Source organism: Bacteroidota bacterium (assembly GCA_037133915.1).
Taxonomy (GTDB): domain Bacteria; phylum Bacteroidota; class Bacteroidia; order Bacteroidales; family CAIWKO01; genus JBAXND01.
Genome location: JBAXND010000100.1, coordinates 1 through 4783, shown reverse-complemented (window position 1 = coordinate 4783; position 4783 = coordinate 1). Strand labels below are relative to the sequence as shown.

Sequence of the window (4783 nt, the reverse complement as noted above, 5' to 3'; positions counted from 1 at the left end):
TTGTTGCGGTTTGCAAAATAATATTCTGTATTTTTATCGGACAATAGTGATAAATTTATTAACAAAAACGAAATTAATTGTTTTGACAGCTGACGCCTTACTACGGCCCTCCCAATCATTCGGAGCTTGATGTTATCCAAGGATTTTTAGCTCTAACCTTTATACATTTGGCATAAATTCATAAAATGATGCAAATTTTCATTCGTAGTATTTCGCCCCACGTTGCCCCCGCGAAATGATTACTTTTTCTATATTTGCTGTTTTCCATCAATTTTGAAAAAAAACATCATGATTTGTGTTTGTAAATAGGTATATTTGCCAAATAAATTCAAATTCAAAAAAAATGATAGTCGAATTTAGCGTAAAAAACTTTAGGTCTATTTCTGATTTACAAACAATTAGTTTTGTTTCAACGAACTTGAAAAGTTCTAGAGAAAATGAGCGAGTAGATTTGAATAATATCGTTTCTGACTACGGAACGAAGTTATTGAAAACTATCGGGATTTACGGAGCAAACGCAAGTGGAAAAAGTAATATAATTAGAGCTCTTGAGTTTTTTTGCGAAGCAATTTCTGATTTACCTAGTCCTAAATCAAGACTTTCCAAATTAGCACAACCTTTTTTATATCAAAACGATTCGGAAAACACAGAGTCTTTTTTTCAGATTGTGTTAATAATTGAAGGGAAAAAATATAGGTATGGGTTTACTGTGAAAAAAAATCCAGATGCAAAAAACAACCCTAATACTAGTTGGGAAATTATTGCAAACGAATGGTTGTTCGGTCCTAAAAATACAAATCAAGGGAAATATTTTTTACGTAAAAATTTAAATGTTGACAAGGCAAGTTTACCTGGCAATGAAAATATCGCTCCGTTGGAGTATGAACACACATTGTTTTTGATTCACGCAGCTTCGTATAATAAGGATATTTGTGCGAAAATCCGAAGCGCCATAAGTGGATATATCACATCTCAATTTAGTGCGCATGGCGATTTCTATCGTTTCCATTCAATAAATCAAATAGAAAATATTGAATTAAAACCTAAATTTTTAGAATTTTTAACTTCATTTGGCTTGAATTACAATGATATTTATTACAAGGAAGATGGAGATTCAAATGCAAAGAATAATTATCCATTGGAAAAACTATTCCTGACGAAAGCTGCTTGTCATGACGAGAAAATTAAAGTCACGTTAAATATGCAGGACAATGAATCAGACGGAACTAAAAAACTTTTTGATATTGCAGGATTGCTTCTTCATGCGTTCAACATTACGGTCAGTGGTCTAATAATTTTGGATGAAATCGATAGTAACTTTCATCCCTCATTGTTAATGAAGTTAATTAGTATTTTTAATGACCCTGAAATTAATAAATCTAACGTACAATTATTGTTCACAAGCCATGACACCAACATGATGAATCCTTCCTTGATGAGAAGAGACCAGTTCTACTTTGCTGAGAAAGGAGAAAACGAAGGAACAAGATTGTACTCTTTAGCTGAATTAAAGGGCATAAGAAATGATGCGGATTTTGCAAAACAATATTTAGCAGGATTCTATGGCGGTATACCGATGCTTTCAAAATACTTGAATGATGTAAATATAGAGAATGATGGAACCTTGGGAAGTTAAAAGAGAGGATAGCAGAAAAGAAAATTCAAAAAAAGTGTTTATCATTTTTTGTGAAGATGGGGCTGTAGAACCCACTTATTTTGAGCTGTTCAAACGAGAGGATGTTCATGTTTCTGCATTTGGTAACTCAAAGAAACATCATGCTCAGGTCGATTATGCAACTGAATATTTCAGAAAAAATGATTTGATTGAATTAAATCAGGACGGAAATGAAGTGTTAAAATTAGATGATGGGGCTCAAGTTTGGTGTGTTTTTGACCGTGATAGAGAGCCAAATGATCAAAAGGACACGGCATTTAATGATTCTATAAATACAGCAAATTCCAAAGGAATAAAAACCGCCTGGAGTAATGATGATTTTGAATTATGGATTCTACTTCATTTTGAAGTTGTTGACCCAGAAGATTTGGAATATTTAAATAGAACAAAATATTATGAGCGTTTGACGGAAATTTTGAAGGAACGTTTACCTAAGGAAACTTTGTTTCAGCACCCTAGATTTGATTATTATACGACTATGAAATCGAAAAATAAATTTCTTAGATATACTTATCAGTTAATGAAAGGAAGTCTTGATGTTGCTATTGAAAGAGCTGAAAGGTTAGAGGCATTTCATTCTGCGAATCCGCCCAAACCAACGCATTTACATTGTCCCTGTACAAAAGTACATCTACTTGTAAAAGAATTAATAAGTTGATTAGGATTGAATGCTCTTAAAGCTTTAGCATAACCTAATATGGGCTTCCGTTAAACTAAATCATAAATATCCGGCATTCACTTGATATTATAATCTCTTTGGAAGTTCGTTCCCAGAAGCTCTGATTTATGACGATGCCTGGACGATCTGGATTTGGCATTATCTTCATTAAAAACTGAACCCCGGGGGAAACAGTATCTTCGGTATCTACTATTAATTTTAATAAACTTTCATTTGCAAAGTATTGGTTAATTAATAATGCCTATTTTTGAACGAATGATTGTTTATTAAAGTTTTCACTTCAACATCTTACTCTAATCCTGTATATTTATAAACATTTCTAATACTTATATGACTCATAACGTTTATTCCGCTTCCTTCACCACTGGCGCGTTGCTTTTGTCCGAAACGGAAGCTGTCGTAAACTTTTTAAAAGAACACGTGCAAACAGAGATTAATTTACTCACCGACACGAACGAACTCCTTCATATAAATTCCCGGATTGCCCGGAAAAAGAAGGTCGGTGAGATTTTAAAAAGATATAATGCTGTCTCTGAATCCTATTGGAAGGCTTATTTGCAACTTGCAACAAAAGAAGAAAGAAACATTTTCCTGTACTTTGTTTGTTTGAGTGCTTATCCGCTCATCCGCGACTTTCACCTTGAAGTAGTGCTCTCCAAATGGAGGCGCTTGGATACAACCATTGACAGGTCAGATGTCCTGCGCTTTCTGAATTGGTCGTCAGGCAATCATCCTGAAATTGACAAATGGACTGACAACACCAAATTTAAGGCCTGTCAGATCATGATACTGATGATGAAGGAAACTGGGTTCATCAATAATGGTAAACTTATTTCAGTTTATCTTTCTGATGAGTTATGCCGATTCTTTGCCCATCATGGCGAAGCTTGGTTTTTGGAAGCAATGTTTATACCGAAGGAACATAGGGAACGAATTCTAAATAGCTTATGAGTACACGCATTGATTCGCTGTATGAATTATTGGAGAATCGCGATTTCCTTAATCCCGAAACTGCCAATATTTTTTCTCCTTTCTTCTTTTTTACGTATGATGCGGCCAATGAATATCAGGTCCGTAAAGAGATTGAACTGTTAAAGGAAAAGCTGAAGCGCCCTTTGGCGATGGCCGACACGCTTGTGATTAACATATACGAATTAGTCTTGGAATTCTTGAAAGCAAGAAGCGTATCGTCCATGACAACTTTTGATATAATGATGGAATTGGATAAGAAAGACAGCCATGCAGTAATGCTTCGTCTTGAGCGCATCCTTGCCGGTGATGATTTTACAAAATATTTGATTGATAAAATTCAAAGCCATATTTCAGACAATACAGGACTGAAAAAGGTATATGTCTTTATTTATGGCATCGGCAGCATTTACCCTTACTTACGGGCAAACAAATTGGTATCACGCATCGAGCAGTATGTCAAAGATTATAAGGTCATCGTTTTTTACCCCGGCACTCTGGCAAATAGTAATTTCACACTTTTTGGCCAGTTGAATTCAAAAAGTATCTATCGCGCAAACCATCTGAACACCCTTTTACCATAAACAAATGAAACTCGAAAAAATTTATTCAAGACCCATTGATCGCAGGATTAACCCTGTCGCAGTTGTCAGCGAATTGAATGATGCTTTGGTTGATCAGGAAATTTCAGAATATGTTTTTACAACTCAGATTTATGACTTTTTATACACAGTCATAAACAATGTGGTTGCTGAAAAAGACAAACGCACGGGTGTTTGGATTAACGGTTATTACGGTTCCGGTAAATCTCATTTCCTGAAATACATTTTCTATGCTTTTTCTGAGAACCACAAAAAAAGCGCAATTGATCATTTTAAGGAGACGCTGCGTGCTGAGAACTCCGATGTATCACTTTCGTTGAATGTCACCAATGCCAAACTCAATGAGCTTTCAAAAAAACTTGATAGCACATTGATTGATTCTATCATGTTCAACATTGATGCTGTCAGCGGGGATATCTCTAATAAGGAAGCGATAACTAAGATTTTCCTTAGCCAGTTGAATTTATCTCAGGGATATAACGGATCTTATATTGCTTTGGCCAAACTGGAAAAACAGCTTGATAAAGCCGGTAAATTTGATGAATTCAAACAAGCAATAAAGGAAAAACTGAAAGAAGATTGGAACTCCAAATCTGCCGACCTTGCAGAAGCATTTTTAAATGATGTGCTCCAGATTGCGAAAGGGCTTATTGGCATTGATGAAAGTTCATTCCGCGCATCCATCGAAAGGGCTATTGGCGGCAATGAAGAATTATCGGTCGTTGATCTTGTAGGTGATTTACTCGAATTCCTTGCTGACAAACCCGATAATTTCCGGTTAGTTTTCTTGATTGACGAGGTAAGCTGGATACGCCGCCTAAATTGACCAGTCTACGCCGTTTTAATTTGACCACCTTC

Annotated in this window: 5 protein-coding genes; all 5 read left to right on the top strand. The window is 35.4% G+C overall.

The annotated features are described in order from the left end of the window. Positions 1-343: 343 nt before the first annotated feature. The 5 genes from WCM76_16660 (at position 344) to WCM76_16640 (ending at position 4751) form a co-directional block, all read left to right on the top strand. Positions 344-1636: an ATP-binding protein gene (locus tag WCM76_16660; GenBank protein MEI6767264.1), complete on the top strand. Its 1293-nt coding sequence runs from the start codon at positions 344-346 to the stop codon at positions 1634-1636. Further along, positions 1614-2333 (top strand): RloB family protein, encoded by a 720-nt coding sequence (locus WCM76_16655; GenBank protein MEI6767263.1) that lies wholly within the window; start codon positions 1614-1616, stop codon positions 2331-2333. Before WCM76_16660 ends, WCM76_16655 begins: the two co-directional genes overlap by 23 nt. A 351-nt stretch (positions 2334-2684) precedes the next feature. Further along, positions 2685-3305 (top strand): BrxA family protein, encoded by a 621-nt coding sequence (locus tag WCM76_16650; GenBank protein MEI6767262.1) that lies wholly within the window; start codon positions 2685-2687, stop codon positions 3303-3305. Then, a complete protein-coding gene (locus tag WCM76_16645; GenBank protein MEI6767261.1) occupies positions 3302-3907 on the top strand; it encodes a BREX protein BrxB domain-containing protein in 606 nt (201 codons plus the stop codon). The genes WCM76_16650 and WCM76_16645 overlap by 4 nt, the downstream gene beginning before the upstream one ends. Positions 3908-3911: 4 nt before the next feature. Next, complete coding sequence (locus WCM76_16640; GenBank protein MEI6767260.1) at positions 3912-4751, top strand: P-loop NTPase fold protein; 840 nt, start codon at positions 3912-3914, stop codon at positions 4749-4751. The last annotated feature ends 32 nt before the right edge of the window (positions 4752-4783 follow it).